The sequence below is a fragment of the Chryseobacterium sp. GW823-FHT05E08 genome, assembly GCF_058795655.1.
In genome coordinates this window covers 1-1,196 of sequence record NZ_JBXAHY010000011.1, presented here as the reverse complement: position 1 = coordinate 1,196, position 1,196 = coordinate 1, and the positions used below count along the sequence as shown (strand labels likewise).

At 31.8% G+C, this 1,196-nt stretch carries 1 protein-coding gene; it reads left to right on the top strand.

Features of this window, described 5'->3' with window-relative positions:
• The first annotated feature begins 221 nt into the window (after window positions 1–221).
• Window positions 222–1,181, top strand: coding sequence for an IS110 family RNA-guided transposase (locus AC1Q7L_RS22095; RefSeq protein ID WP_492308046.1), 960 nt, complete (start codon window positions 222–224; stop codon window positions 1,179–1,181).
• The last annotated feature ends 15 nt before the right edge of the window (window positions 1,182–1,196 follow it).

Below are 1,196 nucleotides of genomic sequence, written 5' to 3'. Positions count from 1 at the left end.
CGCTCCTTTAGATTTGCAGAAAGAAAAATAATATCTTTAGAAAAAGAGAAAGCATTTAATTAAACTAAGACTCGCTCTGAATAAGATTCATATGCTGATAAAGAATTAAATGCTCTTTCTTTCATTAAAACTCAAATAGAAATACGGGATTTAAAGCCCATTAGTAAGGAGTTGAGTTAAAATGAAAGTTCTCTTTTCCTGTTAATTTGCAAATCAAAAGTATGGAAAAAATCGTAATCGGCATCGACATTAGCGCAAAGACGTTAGATATTTGTGTTAAAACTATTGACAAGAAAGAGTTTTTTAAGATTGAAAATTCAGTTTCTAAAATCAAGATCTTTTTTAAAAAGTTTTCAAAATATCCACAAGTTATTGTTTCCATGGAGAATACTGGAAAATATAATTGGTTCTTGTATGAGGTTTTGGAAGGCTTTGTTTTTCAGGTTTTTGTGATCAATCCTCTTCATTTAAAGAAAAGTTTAGGGTTGATTCGAGGAAAAAATGATGTGATCGATGCAGAAAGAATTGCAGATTTTACAGATAAAAATCAGGAATTGCTTCATCATTGGAAACCTGATTCCTGTGAAATGAAAAAATTGAAAGTTTTATTATCTGAAAGGAATTCTAAAGTAAAACTTAAAGCCCATCTTTTGAAATTGCAGCATAATTATAAATTAACAACGTCGGGATGTGAAAAAATGCTGCTAAAAATAAATAAACAAGAGGTTGAATTAATAGAAAAGCATATTTCGGCACTGGAAAAAGAAATTGAAGCAGTAATTAAATCTTCTGAAAGTCTTTCTCAGAAAGCAGACCTATTAAAATCTGTTCCAGGTGTAGGAAAAGTACTCTGCTGGGTGCTTTTGGTAAAAACGGGAGGTTTCGAAAAAATAACAGAACCCAGACAATTGGCTTGCTATGCGGGAGTTGTTCCGTTTGATTATCAATCCGGAACGTCTATAAAATATAAGCCCAGAGTCTCATTTCATGCTGATAAATCATTAAAAAGCATTCTTCACCTGGCTGCAATGAGCGCGATAAGACTGGAAAACGATCTTAAAATATATTATCAACGAAAAGTGGCGGAAGGTAAAAATAAAATTATTCACAGAGCTTTCGCGGTTATTAAACAACAAAAGCCCTATGAAGAAAATTATACAAATAACTTGGTTTTGTCATAGAAATCAGCATGACAT